General features: G+C 59.3%; 18 protein-coding genes. 9 read left to right on the top strand and 9 right to left on the bottom strand.

Annotated features, from left to right (window positions below):
* The first annotated feature begins 197 nt into the window (after window positions 1–197).
* From ABIB48_RS12110 to ABIB48_RS12095, 4 genes are all read left to right on the top strand, one after another.
* Entirely contained in the window at window positions 198–704 is a 507-nt protein-coding gene (locus tag ABIB48_RS12110) for a GNAT family N-acetyltransferase (protein ID WP_110106379.1), read from the top strand.
* A gap of 7 nt (window positions 705–711) precedes the next feature.
* Entirely contained in the window at window positions 712–981 is a 270-nt protein-coding gene (locus ABIB48_RS12105) for a VOC family protein (protein WP_354213108.1), read from the top strand.
* A 230-nt stretch (window positions 982–1,211) separates the two neighbouring features.
* Window positions 1,212–2,042, top strand: a complete 831-nt coding sequence (locus ABIB48_RS12100) for an LCP family protein (protein ID WP_354213107.1) — start codon at window positions 1,212–1,214, stop codon at window positions 2,040–2,042.
* Between the two features lie 28 nt (window positions 2,043–2,070).
* On the top strand, window positions 2,071–2,532 hold the full coding sequence (locus tag ABIB48_RS12095) for an LCP family protein (protein WP_354213106.1): 462 nt from the start codon (window positions 2,071–2,073) through the stop codon (window positions 2,530–2,532).
* Window positions 2,533–2,555: 23 nt separating this feature from the next.
* On the opposite strand, the gene ABIB48_RS12090 is transcribed toward ABIB48_RS12095, so the two are convergent.
* Complete coding sequence (locus ABIB48_RS12090; RefSeq protein ID WP_315913813.1) at window positions 2,556–3,281, bottom strand: SOS response-associated peptidase; 726 nt, start codon at window positions 3,279–3,281, stop codon at window positions 2,556–2,558.
* A 104-nt stretch (window positions 3,282–3,385) separates the two neighbouring features.
* Between ABIB48_RS12090 and ABIB48_RS12085 the strand changes: the two genes are divergently transcribed.
* The 3 genes from ABIB48_RS12085 to ABIB48_RS12075 all read left to right on the top strand — a co-directional run bounded on the left by ABIB48_RS12085 (window position 3,386) and on the right by ABIB48_RS12075 (window position 5,477).
* Window positions 3,386–3,643, top strand: coding sequence for a mycoredoxin (locus tag ABIB48_RS12085; protein ID WP_354213145.1), 258 nt, complete (start codon window positions 3,386–3,388; stop codon window positions 3,641–3,643).
* Window positions 3,644–3,759: 116 nt separating this feature from the next.
* A complete protein-coding gene (locus ABIB48_RS12080; protein WP_354213105.1) occupies window positions 3,760–4,857 on the top strand; it encodes an S-(hydroxymethyl)mycothiol dehydrogenase in 1,098 nt (365 codons plus the stop codon).
* Window positions 4,857–5,477 carry an MBL fold metallo-hydrolase gene (locus ABIB48_RS12075; protein ID WP_354213104.1) on the top strand — a complete coding sequence of 207 codons (621 nt, stop codon included), beginning with the start codon at window positions 4,857–4,859 and terminating at the stop codon, window positions 5,475–5,477. The genes ABIB48_RS12080 and ABIB48_RS12075 overlap by 1 nt, the downstream gene beginning before the upstream one ends.
* Window positions 5,478–5,581: 104 nt before the next feature.
* Here ABIB48_RS12075 and ABIB48_RS12070 read toward each other — a convergent pair whose 3' ends face one another.
* The 3 genes from ABIB48_RS12070 to ABIB48_RS12060 all read right to left on the bottom strand — a co-directional run bounded on the left by ABIB48_RS12070 (window position 5,582) and on the right by ABIB48_RS12060 (window position 7,745).
* Window positions 5,582–6,295: a lipoate--protein ligase family protein gene (locus tag ABIB48_RS12070; protein WP_354213103.1), complete on the bottom strand. Its 714-nt coding sequence runs from the start codon at window positions 6,293–6,295 to the stop codon at window positions 5,582–5,584.
* Complete coding sequence (locus ABIB48_RS12065; RefSeq protein WP_354213102.1) at window positions 6,292–7,113, bottom strand: thioesterase family protein; 822 nt, start codon at window positions 7,111–7,113, stop codon at window positions 6,292–6,294. The genes ABIB48_RS12070 and ABIB48_RS12065 overlap by 4 nt, the downstream gene beginning before the upstream one ends.
* Window positions 7,114–7,202: 89 nt before the next feature.
* Window positions 7,203–7,745 carry a DedA family protein gene (locus tag ABIB48_RS12060; protein ID WP_245932190.1) on the bottom strand — a complete coding sequence of 181 codons (543 nt, stop codon included), beginning with the start codon at window positions 7,743–7,745 and terminating at the stop codon, window positions 7,203–7,205.
* Between the two features lie 207 nt (window positions 7,746–7,952).
* Between ABIB48_RS12060 and ABIB48_RS12055 the strand changes: the two genes are divergently transcribed.
* Entirely contained in the window at window positions 7,953–9,584 is a 1,632-nt protein-coding gene (locus ABIB48_RS12055) for an AMP-binding protein (protein WP_354213101.1), read from the top strand.
* 97 nt (window positions 9,585–9,681) lie between these two features.
* Window positions 9,682–10,275, top strand: a complete 594-nt coding sequence (locus tag ABIB48_RS12050) for a class I SAM-dependent methyltransferase (RefSeq protein ID WP_354213100.1) — start codon at window positions 9,682–9,684, stop codon at window positions 10,273–10,275.
* An 86-nt stretch (window positions 10,276–10,361) separates the two neighbouring features.
* Here the strand turns inward: ABIB48_RS12050 and ABIB48_RS12045 are convergent, their stop codons facing one another.
* The 5 genes from ABIB48_RS12045 to ABIB48_RS12025 are packed head-to-tail and all read right to left on the bottom strand — an operon-like array spanning window position 10,362 to window position 15,204.
* Window positions 10,362–11,480, bottom strand: coding sequence for an adenosine deaminase family protein (locus tag ABIB48_RS12045; protein ID WP_354213099.1), 1,119 nt, complete (start codon window positions 11,478–11,480; stop codon window positions 10,362–10,364).
* Window positions 11,477–12,550: an ABC transporter substrate-binding protein gene (locus ABIB48_RS12040; RefSeq protein ID WP_110106370.1), complete on the bottom strand. Its 1,074-nt coding sequence runs from the start codon at window positions 12,548–12,550 to the stop codon at window positions 11,477–11,479. Before ABIB48_RS12040 ends, ABIB48_RS12045 begins: the two co-directional genes overlap by 4 nt.
* Before the next feature lie 40 nt (window positions 12,551–12,590).
* Window positions 12,591–13,592, bottom strand: a complete 1,002-nt coding sequence (locus ABIB48_RS12035) for an ABC transporter ATP-binding protein (protein ID WP_110106369.1) — start codon at window positions 13,590–13,592, stop codon at window positions 12,591–12,593.
* Window positions 13,592–14,386: an ABC transporter permease gene (locus ABIB48_RS12030; protein WP_110106368.1), complete on the bottom strand. Its 795-nt coding sequence runs from the start codon at window positions 14,384–14,386 to the stop codon at window positions 13,592–13,594. The genes ABIB48_RS12035 and ABIB48_RS12030 overlap by 1 nt, the downstream gene beginning before the upstream one ends.
* Window positions 14,383–15,204: an ABC transporter permease gene (locus tag ABIB48_RS12025; RefSeq protein WP_315913659.1), complete on the bottom strand. Its 822-nt coding sequence runs from the start codon at window positions 15,202–15,204 to the stop codon at window positions 14,383–14,385. Before ABIB48_RS12025 ends, ABIB48_RS12030 begins: the two co-directional genes overlap by 4 nt.
* Between the last annotated feature and the right edge of the window lie 37 nt (window positions 15,205–15,241).

The following is a 15,241-nucleotide window of genomic DNA, read 5'->3' as shown; positions in this document are numbered from 1 at the left end:
TATTCGACTAGATTTAAGTGTACGCTCAATTTCACGCGGCATACATCCGCCAATTGGGAAGAAGCACCCGAACGGGCACCTACCAGGAGCGCAAACCATTATCTGGATGACTGGGGACACCTCATGCGTCTAGCATGGCCTTATAGCTGCAGGCTGGGTCTTATCACAGGTGTCACAACAACTTAAAGGAGCGTTCCATGACTGACATGGTCACCCTCATCGCTAGAACCACGCCGCTGGAACGGGAACTCAAAACTGCCTCCCGCACCATTGTCGATTCTGACCTGCCCCGTCTCGGCGAACTGTACTTCACCGCCTACGACGCAGGCATTGCCGGGGAGACTCTGGATGCCGCCATAGCTGATATGAAGAATGCGTTTGTTGGAAAGTACGGCACCCTCCTCCCTGACGCCTCCCACGTTGCCTTGGACGAGAACGGCAAGATCGTTGCCGCCGTCCTGGTTGTTGAGCGCGCTCTTGGCGACGCCATGCCTGATGCCCCCTTCATCATTGAACTGATTACGGACCGCGAGCACCGCCGCCGGGGTTTGGCTGAGGACCTGGTGCTGGCCACCTTGGACACCTTGTTCAACAACGGCAAGCGTGACGTCGCTTTGCGCGTGGAATCCACCAACTCGGCCGCCTTAGCCTTGTACCTCTCCTTGGACTTCCACCGCTGGTCACCGGAAGAAGACGACGACTAAAGCCCCTATGGGACCGCGCAGCCATGGCCACCGAGCTGGCGTTACCCCATCCCACGGCGCCCCTCCCATCAGTCTGAGCCACAACGTTGCCAGCGTGGCTAAGGTGGATGCGGTCTTGGCGCAGGCACGGGAGGCCGGTGCCGGCATCGAACATCCAGCCACCCACCAGCCTTGGGGTGGGTACAGCGGATACTTCTCTGACCCGGATGGCTTCCATTGGGAGGTCGCTTTCAACCCCACCTGGGCGGTTGACAGCACCGGTCACGTCACGGTCTGACCCGCCAGCACCACTGATTGTGCCAGCTGAGTTGCCTGCGCTGCAGCGAGCCGGTTTACCCTCTGGAGTGGCCAAGGCTCCTTTCTCACGCTGGGAACATGGTGGGACTTCCCCGGCAATTGAGCCTTTTCACCCCTATTTGTCCGTGGGCAATGTGAAGATGGTTTCAGTGCCCGATCATCATGACGGGTCGGCGATTTTGCGGTGGGGGCGCAGCAAGGAGCGTGACCATGAGCCCGGAGATTCAGAGCCCGGAGAGGCACTTGGCCAGGCCCGGTGCCAAGCACAAGCGCCGGCGCCGGTTGGTGATTTCCGTGGTGACGGGGGTGGTCGCCGTAGTGGTGGTGGCCGTCGGCTTTGTGGCCTTCAATGTCGTCAACGCCAACAACCATATTGCGCGCTCGGACGCACTCACCGCCGCGCATCTGGTTCCCAAACTCAGCAAAGACACGAACATACTCGTCATGGGCCTCGACTCAAGACTTGACGAGCAGGGCAAACCGCTCTCGCCCGCCCTCTACAACGCTCTCGACGCCGGCGGCCAGAGCGTCGGCGGCTACAACGCCAATGTCCTGATGCTCATTCACATCCCGGCCGACGGCGCCAAGGCCACTGCCATCTCCATCCCCCGTGACGACTACGTTGAGCTTGCCGGCATCCCGGCAGAGTCCGGCACCTACGGCAAGATCAAGGAAGCCTACGGGGATGGCCTCGCCGCCGAACAGACCACGTTGCGGAACGCAGGGCAATCCAATGACAACGCCACCTACCAGCAGGCGCGGGATGCAGGGCGCACCGCCGAAATCGATACGGTGAGCCAATTCCTGGGCAGCGTGCACATTGACCACTTTGTGGAAGTGACAATGGCAGGGTTTTACGAAGTGGCCCAGGCAATCGCCCCCATCACCGTGTGCGTGCGCCAAGCCACGGCGGGCACGTATTCCGGCGCGAACTTCAAGGCCGGAGTGCAGCAGATCGATGCCAGCCAGGCCATGGCGTTCGTGCGCCAGCGCCGGGATACCAGCAATCCCAACTGCGCCTTTTTTCGATCTTCACCGTGAACGCCGGCAGCAGGCGTTCATTGTTTCGGTGATCCACCAGCTCAAGCAGGCCGGTACCTTCACCAACATCGGAAAAATGGAGGCAGTGCTGACGGCCGTCAGCACCAACATCGTGGTGGACAAGGGCCTGAACCTCATTGAACTGGCACAGCAGGCCACTGCCATCACGGCGGGCCATATCTCCTTCACCACGCTACCCATCACGGGCTTTGGCACTGCACCCAACGGGGAATCCATTAATACTGTCAACGTTGGCCAGGTCCAGACCACGGTGCAGGAACTGCTGCCACCGGCTCCCAAAGCAGCTGCCACCTCCAAAAAAGTTCGGCCGCGGCTCACACCACCGCGACCCCGGCACCTAGCACACCGACAAAGGCAGCAGCCGCAAAAGCTGCAGCCAACACTACCGCCACTTACTCCGATTGAACGGGCGCGCTGCAGGGCGGCACCATTCCCTGCGTTAAGTAAGGGGCCGGGGGCAATGGCGTAACGGGCAGTGGGCGGGATGTGAGATTAGGCCGTGATGGGTGCAATCAGTTCGGGTCCGTTGTTGCGCACATTGCCCACGGCGGCACTGACCGGATCAAGCACCCACGTTCCGGCCAGCTCCCACGCTTGTGCAAGGGCACTTTCCAGTAGCGGAGCCACCGCAGGGCTTTCCGGGTCCAGCCATTCGGCCAGGGCTTCCCGCCCCAACGGGACGGGGAGACGGTCATGTAAGGTGGCCAATTCGCCGCTGGGAGGGGATGCCATGGTCAAGATGGTGCAAGAGAGCAGCCACTGATCTGGCGCACCATTTTCCTTGTCCGGATCCTTCCACCACTCATACAGCCCGGCAAAGGTGATGAGCGCGCCGTCGGGGGTGTGCACAAAATAGGGCTGCTTGGTTTTCCCATCCGGGGACTTTTTCCATTCGAAATAGCCCTGCACGGGGACACCGCACCGCTTTGACTTCATGGCCGCCCGGAAGGTGGGCTTGTCCAAAACAGTTTCACTGCGGGCGTTGAAGGCTCGCACCCCGACGCTGGGATCTTTGGCCCACCCCGGTACCAGCCCCCACTTCGCTATGTGCACCTGCCGGTGAAGTGTGCCGTCTATGAGCCGCTCCAATACGATCGGCACATCGGTGGTGGGGGCAACATTCCACGAGGCTCGCACTTCCAGCGACGCCTCAGCTTCTGCTTCCAACTCTGCCACCAGATCACCAACGGCCCTGGCCATGACATAACGTCCACACATGTCATCCATGGTGGCACATCAATCGTGGAATATCTCCCATGCCCGGTAGCGTTATCACCAGTAGCAACCGCACGCTTTCTCCCAACCACCAAGGAGCACCCACCGTGGACTTCACCCCCGACGCTGGCACTATCACCATGTTTTCCACCACCTGGTGCGGATACTGCAAACGCCTGAAGAAGATGCTGGACGCTTCAGGGATCGGTTACACGGAAATCAACATTGAGGATGTTCCCGGCACTGCCGAACTGGTGGAGAGCCTCAACGGTGGAAACCAGACCGTCCCCACGATTTTGTACCCCGATGGCACAGCTGCCACCAACCCCTCCCTCAAGGATGTCAAGGAAAAATTGGGCGTCTAAGACCTGGCGGCTGGGGCACAGCCCTCCCCAGCCTCTTCCGGAGTATCAAAGCGTGTAACCTGTCAGGAACCCCATTGGGTGTTCCCGGCAGGGACACGGCTATTTAAGGAGTTCTTTTGATTAACAAAACCGTTCACAAAGTCAAGGGCGCAGTGGTCCTTCACAAGGACGCCCCCGTCACCTTGGAAACCATTCTGGTACCGGATCCCGGCCCGGGAGAAGCTCTCGTTGACATCTTGACAAGCGGTGTCTGCCACACGGATCTGCACTACAAACAGGGCGGCATCAGCGACGATTTCCCGTTCTTGCTGGGCCATGAAGCCACCGGCGTTGTCAGTGCCGTAGGTGAAGGTGTCACTAATGTTGTTCCGGGTGACAGGGTGATCCTGAACTGGCGTGCTGTGTGCGGGAACTGCCGCGCCTGCGCCAAGGGCCAAGCCCAATACTGCTTCAACACGGCCAATGCCACCCAGAAAATGACGCTCGAGGATGGCACTGAGCTCTCCCCCGCTCTGGGGATTGGTGCGTTCATTGAAAAGACTCTCGTGGCCGCGGGACAGTGCACCAAGGTAGATCCCGATGTGGATCCCGCCGCCGTGGGCTTGCTGGGCTGCGGCGTCATGGCAGGTATTGGCGCAGCCATTAACACCGGTGGTGTCAAGCGTGGCGACACCGTGGCCGTAATTGGTTGTGGCGGGGTTGGTTCCGCCGCGATTGCAGGAGCCGCTCTGGCAGGTGCCACCACCGTGATCGCCGTGGACCGCGATCCTAAGAAGTTGGCGGCAGCCTTGGCCTTCGGCGCCACTCATACGGTGGACTCCTCGGTGGAAGACGCCGTAACCGCCATCCAGAATCACACCGGCGGGTTCGGGGCAGATGTGGTCATTGACGCCGTGGGGCGTCCCGAAACCTACAAGCAGGCTTTCTACGCCCGCGATTTGGCTGGAACCGTGGTGCTGGTGGGTGTACCCACGCCCGAGATGACCGTGGAACTGCCTCTGCTGGACGTGTTTGGTCGCGGTGGTTCCCTGAAGTCCTCCTGGTACGGGGATTGTCTGCCCTCGCGTGATTTCCCCATGCTCGTTGAACTGTACAAGCAGGGCAAGCTGGATCTGGATGCCTTTGTCACCGAACGCATTGGCATTGCGGACATCGAGGCAGCGTTTGCCAAGATGGGCGAAGGCTCAGTGCTGCGCTCTGTGGTGGAATTCTGATGAGTGCACGGATCGAACACCTGGTAACCTCGGGAACTTTTTCACTCGACGGCGGCACCTGGGATGTTGATAACAACGTGTGGATAGTGGGTGATGACGCAGAGGTTTATGTGATCGATCCAGCCCACAACGCCGCCGCCATTGCCACCGCGGTGGGGGGCAGAGCCGTCAAGGCCGTTCTGCTCACGCACGGCCACGATGATCACATCCGCCACGCTCGCGAGTTCGCCACTTTGGTGGCGGCACCGGTGCTCATGAACCCCGCAGACCAAATGCTGTGGGAAGACATTTATCCAGGGACGACGCCGGACGGAACCATCGCTGATGGCGACGGCTTTGAGATTGCAGGCACTGCACTGACGGCGATTCACACACCCGGCCACTCCGCCGGCTCCACCTGCTTTTACGCCGCGGAACTAGGCACAGTGTTCTCCGGCGATACCTTGTTCAATGGCGGCCCTGGGGCAACAGGACGCTCGTACAGCGATTTCCCCACAATAGTGAAATCAATTACTGAACGTCTCATGACCCTGCCGGGCGAGACTGTGGTCAACACCGGACACGGCGACTCCACCACTGTTGATGCCGAGGCGCCGGGAATTCTGGCCATCAAGGAGTAGAACAGAGCACCAAATCATCGATCCGTGAGATATGGTCCCTATGAGTCATTCATAGCGACCATATCTCACGGATCGATGTGCGTCTGGGCTCAGCACCGAGCGATTCAGGCCTGAATGAGCTCCGTGTGCTGAGCGTAGGCGGCCAGCACGGACGCTTCTACGTCCGCAACAGTGATTGTGGGGATCAGATCTTCGGCGGCGCCGGCCGTGGCTGGCTCCCAATCGAGCTCCAAAGCCGCATAGGTGTCTGTTAGCACTGCACGGATGGGTGGGGAGTTTTCCACCACAATGACGGAGCTGAATAACCAGGCTCCTGCGACAACGCGTTGCGCCGTACCCACCAGCTTGATGTTGTGCTGGGCCCCACGGCCGTAAACGCTGAACTCCCCGGGGCAGTATTCTCCGGGAATCTCACCAACAGCCGCGTCCACACCTAATGCCCGCAATGCCTCGGTGAAGAGTTCGCCAAAGAAAGCAAACCGGCCTTTGGCACCGGCAATGGAGTCTTTCTCGCGCTGGATATGATCAACAATCAATGTTCCTTGGTGATAGGCGGCGGCTCTGCCTCCTGCACGGCGTACGGCAGGCACAAAGCCGTTAACGCGGGATGCTTCTTCGGCGGCGAGAAATCCTGGCAGTTTGGTGTCACGCTGCCCAAAAGCCACTGTGGGTTCGGGGCGGTAGAAGCGCACCATTGCTTCCCTACTCCCACGTTTAACCTCCCCCAGCAGATCCAAGGCACGGTTGAGGTCGGCCTCGGCGCCACCGCTGGTCAACTGCCGGTGGATTTCCAGTGCTGGTGCTAGGAGATCACTCACTGCGCGTGCGGGATGGGTCGCACGGTCAAGATCTGTTCGGAGCGCCCAAAAGGTCCGTTGACATCATGGAGCACCGAGGAGGTTAGACCAATACCGTCAGATCCAATGGTGACGTGGGTGGCCAGACCCAACCATTCGCCCACCGGATCCCGGTACAGGTGGATGGAAAGGTCAACGTTGGGGTACATCCAACCGCCGGGTTCCGGATCCATGCGTGCTGCCACACCGTTGGCACTGTCAACCAAACCTATAAGACGCACCAGCGCGGAGGCGTGCTCTCCGCCGTCGAGCATGGTGTAGGGGCTGTGCAGCCACGCCCGTCCATGACCGGCGCGGTGCTCCGGCAAGGACCTGCCCTCAAGGGTCTGAATGAAACCGCCCGGCCAGCGGCCCATGCCGTCCCAGGGCACGGAGTCCTCGAGGCTGCCCAACGGTTCATCCTCATAAAATTCAATAGCGGTGGTGTCATTTTTTTGCAGCCGCCACGCTGTTGCGCGCACAGCTGGCCGGCCTTGGGCCAACAACTCCGTCTGGAGAAGTTCAATGGTCTTTCCCGGACGCAGCAAGGTGGTTTTGAGGCTAAATTCGCCAGCAGGAATCAACCCGAGGATGTCAAAGTTAATCCGCGCCAAGCGCATGTCATCTCGGTGCTGAAACTGCTCGAGTGCCTGAACCATGAGGCCAGCAACCGGAGCCATGTGCTGCTCGTGAGGGTTCCAAGCGCCTTGCGCGTGAACAGTGGACTCGTAGCGGTCCCCACCGAGATGGTTGTAGTACGAGCTAGCTTCGAGCGCTGTGAGTGTTATGAGGTCCACCATGGCAACGATTCTACCGTTCGGGCGGGTAGCTTCAGAAAATGACGGCGGGCATCAAGCGCGTCACGGACGCGGTGAGAGCATCACGATGATTAGGCTTGAGCGCCGGCTGTGCCGGAAATTTCCGCACCCATGACGGGACAGTCATCCAGGGCGCTCTGATCCAGTTTGCGGTTCCGTGAAACCCGGAACAGGTGCACTCCCAGAATCAGGACACCCACGGTGAGGACCAGCAAAACCAGTGCCCAGGGCGAACCGGCGGCCGCTGCCAAGGCTGCCTCGAAGGCTGCGATGCCAATAGTGGCGTAAATACATGCCCAGGCAATGGACCCCACTATTGTGGCGGGAATGTAGCGGCGCAGGGGCATCCGGCCCAATCCAGCAGACATGTTCACAGCGGTTTGAACACCGATGGTCAAGAAGCTGACACTCACAGCAGGTGCACCCCAGCGGGCAATAAGTTTCTCTGCCCGCAGTACGGCCGAAGAATCCATGTATTTTTGCATTTTCGTCTTGCGGCCCCCGGCGGCAAGACCCCGGCCAGCCCAGTAGGTGGCGTTGGAACGCAACATAACGATGCAAAAGAGAATCAGGAAAGCCCAGACGAACGGAAGTGAAATGATGCTGTCCATCATGAGCGTGGGCTACCCCTCTAAGTGCAAATAATATAGCTACAGAATCCTGCGCTATTACCCCTAGCTTATCTCATAGCCAACCGCTTCGCTAAGTCCACTCAAGCAGGGATCTGCCCGCTCAAACACGGCTCACGAGGGCATGAAACGCCACACATCATAAAGTGTGAGTTAGTGCACATTAACCCGGTGGAGTATTAGCATCATCACATGACCTACGATGTTCAGCTCTCGCACACCACCGGCAGCACCAACATTCCGCTTCTGGAAGGCACCATCGGCGCTAACTTCCAGGCTACGGCCACACGCTTCGCTCAGCGCGATGCCTTGATCGATAAACCCTCGGGGCGGCGGTGGACTTATGGGCAGCTGAACGACGACGTCGATGCCCTGGCCCGCGGATTGCTCGCCGCAGGAGTAGCCAAGGGACACAGGGTGGGTATCTGGGCCCCCAACGTCCCCGAATGGGTGATCTTGCAATATGCCACGGCGAAGATCGGCGCCATTTTAGTTAACGTCAACCCGTCCTACCGGGTCCACGAGCTGCGGTATGCCATCTTGCAGTCCGGCATGTCCATGATTGTTGCCCTGCCACACTTCAAGGGTTCCGAATATCAGGCCATGATCGAGCAGATCACCCCGGAGTGTCCCGGTGTGAAGGCCGCTGTCTACATTGGCACGCCGTCCTGGAACGCGCTGGTGGCGGGCGGTCAATCCCAGCCAAGTAACGCTGTCGAACGTGCCATGGCTGAACTTGAGCCCACCGACCCCATCAACATCCAATACACCTCCGGCACCACCGGCTACCCTAAGGGCGCCACGCTCAGCCACCGTAATATCCTCAACAACGGCTATTTCGTGACGGAGACCATCGGCTTCACGGAGGCGGATAGATTGTGTGTGCCTGTGCCCTTCTACCACTGCTTCGGCATGGTCTTGGGTAATCTGGGCTCCACCACGCACGGGGCCGCGATCGTCATTCCGGCCCCGGCCTTTGACGCCGCAGCAACCTTGGCCGCAGTGCAGCAGGAGCGCTGCACCGCACTCTACGGGGTGCCCACCATGTTCATCGCCGAACTGAACCTACCCAACTTTGCCAGCTACGACCTTTCCTCACTGCGCACCGGGATCATGGCCGGCTCGCCCTGCCCCGTGGAGGTCATGAAGTCCACCATGACGCAGATGAACATGTCAGCAGTCTCCATTGCGTACGGCATGACGGAGACCTCCCCCGTATCCATGCAGACCCTCATGGACGACGACGTGGCCCACCGAACCGAGACAGTGGGCCGGGTGCACCCTCACCTTGAGGTCAAGATCGTGGACCCCGCCACCGGGGAGAGCGTCCCGCGCGGAACGCCAGGTGAGTTCTGCACCCGCGGCTATTCGGTCATGCTCGGCTACTGGAACGATTCGGAGAAGACTGCGTCCGCCGTTGACGCCGAGCAGTGGATGCACACCGGGGACCTTGCCGTGATGTACCCCGACGGCTACGTCAACATAGTGGGCCGCATCAAGGATATGGTGATCCGCGGCGGCGAAAACCTCTACCCGCGCGAGATTGAGGAGTTCCTGTACCACCACCCGGACATTGCCGACGTGCAGGTCATTGGGGTGCCGGATCCGGAGTACGGAGAGGAACTGTGCGCGTGGCTTCTCATGAAGCCCGGCACTGCGCCCTTGGATGCGGCCGCCGTGGCCGCCTACTGCAAGGGGAATCTGTCCCGGCACAAGGTGCCCCGCTATGTGCTGGTGGTGGATGAGTTCCCCATGACGGTCACCGGAAAGGTGCGCAAGATGGACATGCGCGAGCGGACCGTGGCGATCCTGGGGCTGGAGTAGGCAGGCTGGCGGGAGCCGCCCGGCCGCCTCAACGAGCCAACGTAGAGACGCAGAGGCATAGGCAGAGGCATGGCCCAGACGGTTGTAGCCTTGGTTCATGGACAGCGAGAATTTATGGGAAGCAAAGAAGCGGGAAAATCCCGGCCATTCGGCCTGGTTTATTGCCCGTTTCGCGGGAATGCGCGCAGACGGGGTTGACCTGGATGGCGAGAGCAGATTGGTTGACACACTTGCGGGCCGCTCAGCCCGGATCCTGGATGCAGGATGCGGCACTGGCCGCGTGGGTGGGGAGCTAGCCCGGCTCGGGCACCAGGTGATCGGCGTGGATATTGACGGTGAACTCATCGAGGCCGCACGCACTGACTACCCGGACGTTGATTGGAGGCTGGGCGATCTCGCCTCCCTCTCCGTGCCAGGGGAAAAATTCGACGTGATCGTATGCGCCGGCAATGTCATGCCGTTCCTGGCCCCCGGCACTGCCCGATCCGTACTCACCCGTTTCCGCGAACACCTGGCACCGGGTGGCCGCGCCCTGGTGGGCTTCGGGGCGGGACGGGGCTATGACTTTGATAATTTCTTCCTCGATGTGCAGGATTCGGGGCTGTCTGTGGCGGGCCGTTTCGCCACCTGGCAACTGCACACCTTGACACCGGACGCGGACTTTCTCGTGGCACTGCTGGAGCACCCCTAGAGTTCAAGCCCGCAGCGGCTCCGGCACATTAAAAAAAAGGACCGCCACCAGTCGTTAAACCAGCGGCGGCCCTTCCAGATTTTCCTTTAGGCGTTGAGACCGGCAACGTGCTCGTCAAAACGGACAAGCACAGCAGCCTTTTCGGGCTCGCTGAGCCAGCTGGCTTCGAAACCTGCCCGGGCCATCTCGGTGAGCTTTTGCTTGCTCACTCCGCGCTCGGCAAGAATCCTGTACTCGTTGACCAACGTTGTGGGGAACATGCCCGGATCGTCGGAGGCCACCAGGACGTTCAGTCCGGCGTCGAGCATGGCAAGGATGGAATCTGTTCGCCAGGGACGCCATGAACGGCGGCTCGTAGTGGAGGCACAGGACAATGCGATCCCGGATTCCTTTACCTGGGCAATGACATCGTCATCTTCTAGGATGAAGTAGCCGTGATCCAGTCGATCGCACTGCAGATCCTCGATGCACGTGATGGCGTTCTGGGCTGAAGGTACATGCTCTGATGTGTGAGCAGTCTTCTTCAACCCAAATTGTCCCGCCAAGGCATAAGCAGCCACGAACTTCTCGGGTGCGCCGGAGTTTTCCAAGTTATCCAGGCCAATGCCCGCCACGTACTCATGCGGATACCCGGTTACGGTCTGAACCCACGCCAAGGCTTCCTCGCCCGAGCGGCTGCGGTCGATCGCGGCCAGTAAGCAGCCCGTCATTCCGAAGTCCTTCTCGGCCTTGCGGATTCCCTGCGCCATGGCGTCGACGTAGCGGTCGTAGCCAATTTCAACAAAGTGTTCCGGAAGCTCATCAAAGGACATTTCCAGGTGCCAGGTCCCGCATTTGTGGGCTTCCTCGAATGCCTCATACGTAATACGTGTGAGGTCTTCTTCGGTGCGCACCACTTCACGAACCCATTCGGAAACCTTGAACAAGGAGTATGAGTTTTCCGGCTCGATATCGCTCAAACCGGTAGGCATCGGGATACGAGTGTTGCGATAAAGCTCCGGGTCCGGAGGAAAAGAATTGATTGATGCAAAGATGGTCTCGGGTGACTCAGGAAGTTCCAGGCCGGCGCGGCGCGCGAGCTCACCAAAGGTTTTAGCTTGCACGGTGCCCAAGAGGTGACAGTGAAGATCCACCTTGGGCAACTGCAATAGGTAACTATCCAGATCTAGTGTGGTTGCCGTTACGGCAGCTTCGCCCCGGCTCACTGGCCAATAACCTCGCGGTTGAAGCGCTCTGTCCATTCGTTGCGATTGGGCAGGAAGTCAGCCGGGCTGATGGTCTTGTACCCGTGGGCACTGGGATCTTTTGCAATATCCCCAACAACGGCGCTCAAGTCCTGGGGCAGTTTGGCGCTCAAGTTCACCGGCAGATCGCCCACAATTTCGGCGCTTGATTGCTGCGTTGCCTGTGAGAGCAGGAAGTTGATGAACTTGTTGGCGCCATCAACGTTTGTGGCGCCTGTGGGAATCATGGCACGGTTGGTCGCCATGTAGCGGCCCTTCTCCGGTGCGGTCCAGGCGAACTGGTCATCGCTCTTGACCAGCGGAGTGGCAAATCCGTTCAACGCCACACCGGCATAAATTTCACCCTGCGTGAGCAGGTTCGTAAATTCAGTGGTGGAGCTGTAGAACTGCAGGATGTTCGGTGACCATGCATGCATCTTCGTGAACGCCGTATCAACGTCTGTGGCACCCTTGCCAAAGGTCTGCGCAACACCGGCAACTGTCAGCGGACCGGAGGTTACGGCATAGTTGGGAAGCGCAAGGCGTCCCTTCAAGGAGGCGTCGCTGAAAAGATCCCACGAGGCAGCTTCCTTGGCAGAAACCTTGTCTTTGTTGAAAAGCACCCCGTTGAGCTGGTAAGAGTATGCCGGCCCGGTGTAGGAATCATCCTTGGCAAACTCTGCAATGTTGGCCAATTCTGGAATCTTGGCCGCATCAACCTTCTGGAAGAGGCCGTCCTTGTCTCCCAAGGCAGCGAAAGTATCGGAGATCATCATGACGTCGATTCCGGACTTGTCACCCTCGAGCTGCAAGCGGGACAGGCGGTCCGCATTCGAGCCCGTATCAACCTTGACCTTGATGCCGGTGGCCTTGGTAAATGGATCGAAGATTGCCTCGGTCATCTGATCGACGCCGAAGGGGAAGGTGCTGACAACTATTGTGTCGCTGGAATTCTGGGGCGTTTCAGTGGAACTGCAGGCTGAGACGGCAAGCGCCGTGGCTGCGAGCACACTGCCGACAGCCAGTGCGCGCCTGGTGAACGTGATGGTCATGAAGTTTCCTTTCAGAGGGATGAAGTAGCAAACGCAGCGCCTAGTTGGCGAGCGTTACCAAGTTGTGTGACGGGGCAAAGAATTTAATCTGATCTCCGGCGCTCAGGCCTGAGGCTTGCTCGGCGCGCACGTTGGCAATCAGGGTGGTGGGCTCTCCGGAGAGCGATGAAGTCTGCACCGTGAGCAGGCAGTCCACGCCGCGGTAGGCAATGCCGGTCAGTGAGGCATCCAGCAGCATGCCCTCGCCTGCCGCCCCGGCCTCCTCCACCAACGCCAGATGTTCGGGGCGGATCGTCAGCTGCTTGCCTTCGGAAGTGCTGATGAAGTTTTCATAGCCCATGAATTCGGCGACGAATCGGTTCGCCGGACGCGGGAAAACTTCCGTTGGGGCGCCTTGTTGCTGGACCCTGCCCTGGCTCATGACAACCATCTGGTCGCTCATTTCCAGTGCTTCGTCCTGATCATGTGTCACCAGAACAACACTGAGACCGGTTTCGCGCTGGATTCTGCGCAGTTCGCTGCGCATCTGAATACGCAGCCGGGCATCAAGGTTGGACAGAGGTTCATCCAGAAGCAGGAGCTTGGGCCGGATAGCCACAGCACGGGCAATCGCCACCCGCTGCTGCTGACCTCCTGAGAGCTGCTTGGGACGCTTGGCGGCCTGAGACGCCAGTCCCACCATCTCCAAAGCCTCAGCAGCACGACGGCGGCGCTCGGATTTCTCCACGCGGCGCAGCTTCAGGCCGTACTCAACATTCTCGGAAATACTCATGTGCGGGAACAGCGCATAGGACTGGAACACCATGCCAAGATTGCGCTTTTCCGGCGGCGTGTTTGTGCTGTCTTCGCCGTCGATCAGGATCTTTCCGCTGTCCAGGCGCTGGTAGCCAGCCAGCATCCGCAAGGACGTGGTCTTTCCGCAACCACTGGGGCCTAGAAGTGTGGTGAACTTACCCGCTGGAATACTCAGGTCAATGCCGTCCACGGCCACGAAGTCGTCGAAGCTGACCCGGACGTTTTGAAATTCTGCTGCATTACTCATTAGTTGATGCCTCCAAAAATCTTGGCGAATCCAACGGTTCGCTCAGCCACTACGGCAATCAAGATGGTTCCAAGTAGTATCAGCACGCTCATTGCGGCCACGATCGGGTCATAGTTTTGCTGGACGTAGTCCAGCATCGTCACAGGCAGGGTACGGAAGTCACGATTCTGCAAAAGCAGTGAGAGCGGAACATTGTTGAATGAGGTGACAAAACTCAGCAGCCCCGCGGAAAACAGCCCGGGACGCAGGAGCGGAAATGTCACGGTGAAGAATGTGCGCAGGGGTGAGGCTCCCAGGCCACGTGCGGCTTCTTCAATATGCGGGTCCATGAGTGCCAGCGACGCGCCAGTGACTCGAACCGCATAAGGGAAGAGCAAAACGGTGTGACCAATCAGCAAAGTGGTGAAGTTGTTCAGGCCAAGGCCAATCATCAACTGCTGGTAGAGGGCAAGACCAACCACCAACTCGGGCACAATCAGCGGCGAGAGGAACAATCCCTCCAGCAATCCTTTTCCGGGAATCTTTCCACGGCTGATGGCCAAGGCAACGGGCACACCCAACAGAAGCGAGAAGAGCGCCGCAAGGACCGCCAATTCAAGGCTGGATACCAGCGATGTCATGAATGGCTGGTACTTGAACGCTGCTTCGAACCAGCGCAAAGAGAATCCGCTAGGTGGGAACTTCAGCGTAGAGCCGTCGGTGAATGCTGTGATAACAACGAAGAACAACGGCACGATCATGACGATGTAGCCAAGGACGGCCAGTGACGCGGCTATGGGGTGACGATTGTTCATGAGGTCCGTGCCTTCCGTCCCATGAGGGTGGAGATGGCCGAAACACCGAAAACCAGCACTGTCATGATGATGGCGGTGGCGCTGGCGGCCGCCCAATCAATGGTTCCGTTCGCATAGTTGTAGAGCTGGGTTGAGAGCATCCGCTGCCGTGATCCACCCAGCAAATAGGGGGTGGTGTAGGCGGTGACGGACCCGGCGAAGACCAAGGTGCAGGCTACAACAATGCCGGGCCAGGACAGTGGCACTACTACTGTCCAGAATGTTTGGGTCCGGTTGGCGCCAAGACCACGGGCAGCTTCATCCAGGGCGGGGTTCACCTGGGCCACAGCTGAGTAGCAGGAAATGATGGCCAACGGCAGGAAGAGCTGGAGCAGACCCAAAACTATGGCAAGAGGTGTGTAGAGCAACTGCGGCGCCTCATCCACAATGTGCAAGGAGGTCAGTAGCTGACCGATGGCGCCTTCCTTGCCCAGCACCACAAGCCAGCCAAAGGTACGAACAACGTTCGAAAGCAGGAGCGGGAAGATGGCCAACGCCAGCAGCATGCCGACCCAGCGCGATGTGGAGCGCGCCAGCAAGTAGGCAATCGGAAATCCAATCACAACGGAAATGATCATGACAATCAGACCCAGGACAACGGTACGTCCAATGATCGCCAGGTCATAGCTGTTGGTAAGCATGGTGCCCAGACGTGCCAGGATGTCGCCGAATTCCGTCCGTGGCGGTGAAACAAGCATCACCACGGCAGGTATGAGGAAACCGCCAAGAAGCACAATCAGTCCGGGCACGATCAGGAACACAATCCTGTTTCCGCGCATGGGAGTCCTTGTCTCAGGGGAAGGTTGGAAGCGGTGG

It is taken from the genome of Arthrobacter sp. UYCu511 (assembly GCF_040547105.1).
Lineage (GTDB): Bacteria > Actinomycetota > Actinomycetes > Actinomycetales > Micrococcaceae > Specibacter > Specibacter psychrochitiniphilus.
The sequence above is the reverse complement of the archived record's forward strand: the minus strand, read 5'-3'. Positions and strand labels throughout refer to the sequence as shown.

What these genes read in the sequence shown, in the direction of transcription:
- ABIB48_RS12090 (WP_315913813.1), bottom strand. Translation starts at nt 3,281, where the DNA reads ATGTGTGGACGTTATGTCATGGCCAGGGCCGTTGGTGATCTGGTGGCA.
- ABIB48_RS12050 (WP_354213100.1), top strand. Translation starts at nt 9,682, where the DNA reads ATGGACAGCGAGAATTTATGGGAAGCAAAGAAGCGGGAAAATCCCGGC.
- ABIB48_RS12040 (WP_110106370.1), bottom strand. Translation starts at nt 12,550, where the DNA reads ATGACCATCACGTTCACCAGGCGCGCACTGGCTGTCGGCAGTGTGCTC.
- ABIB48_RS12110 (WP_110106379.1), top strand. Translation starts at nt 198, where the DNA reads ATGACTGACATGGTCACCCTCATCGCTAGAACCACGCCGCTGGAACGG.
- ABIB48_RS12060 (WP_245932190.1), bottom strand. Translation starts at nt 7,745, where the DNA reads ATGATGGACAGCATCATTTCACTTCCGTTCGTCTGGGCTTTCCTGATT.
- ABIB48_RS12100 (WP_354213107.1), top strand. Translation starts at nt 1,212, where the DNA reads ATGAGCCCGGAGATTCAGAGCCCGGAGAGGCACTTGGCCAGGCCCGGT.
- ABIB48_RS12065 (WP_354213102.1), bottom strand. Translation starts at nt 7,113, where the DNA reads ATGGTGGACCTCATAACACTCACAGCGCTCGAAGCTAGCTCGTACTAC.
- ABIB48_RS12055 (WP_354213101.1), top strand. Translation starts at nt 7,953, where the DNA reads ATGACCTACGATGTTCAGCTCTCGCACACCACCGGCAGCACCAACATT.
- ABIB48_RS12030 (WP_110106368.1), bottom strand. Translation starts at nt 14,386, where the DNA reads ATGAACAATCGTCACCCCATAGCCGCGTCACTGGCCGTCCTTGGCTAC.
- ABIB48_RS12075 (WP_354213104.1), top strand. Translation starts at nt 4,857, where the DNA reads ATGAGTGCACGGATCGAACACCTGGTAACCTCGGGAACTTTTTCACTC.
- ABIB48_RS12105 (WP_354213108.1), top strand. Translation starts at nt 712, where the DNA reads ATGGGACCGCGCAGCCATGGCCACCGAGCTGGCGTTACCCCATCCCAC.
- ABIB48_RS12025 (WP_315913659.1), bottom strand. Translation starts at nt 15,204, where the DNA reads ATGCGCGGAAACAGGATTGTGTTCCTGATCGTGCCCGGACTGATTGTG.
- ABIB48_RS12035 (WP_110106369.1), bottom strand. Translation starts at nt 13,592, where the DNA reads ATGAGTAATGCAGCAGAATTTCAAAACGTCCGGGTCAGCTTCGACGAC.